1 rRNA gene is annotated in these 258 nt (G+C 48.4%); it reads right to left on the bottom strand.

The annotated features are described in order from the left end of the window. Window positions 1–113, bottom strand: a 16S ribosomal RNA gene (locus HZZ10_RS20225); the annotation flags it as partial. Window positions 114–258: the final 145 nt, after the last annotated feature.

Here is a 258-nt window from a genome sequence, read left to right as displayed (position 1 = left end):
CTCACCCGTTCGCCACTGATCAACCAGAGCAAGCTCTGATGTCACCGTTCGACTTGCATGTGTTAAGCACGCCGCCAGCGTTCGTCCTGAGCCAGGATCAAACTCTCCGTAAATGTTTGCTATCAACTGGCCGAAACCAGTTAACAACCATACGAAGCAAGCCTCCCTGCAAAGAGAGAACTTGATTAATCAAGGCTACAAACCGAAAACTTGCGTTTTCAATTCATACCAAATAAACCTTGCCATCAGACCAGCCCC

Source organism: Sanguibacter inulinus, from assembly GCF_013415325.1.
GTDB lineage: Bacteria > Actinomycetota > Actinomycetes > Actinomycetales > Cellulomonadaceae > Sanguibacter > Sanguibacter inulinus.
The sequence above is the reverse complement of the archived record's forward strand: the minus strand, read 5'-3'. Positions and strand labels throughout refer to the sequence as shown.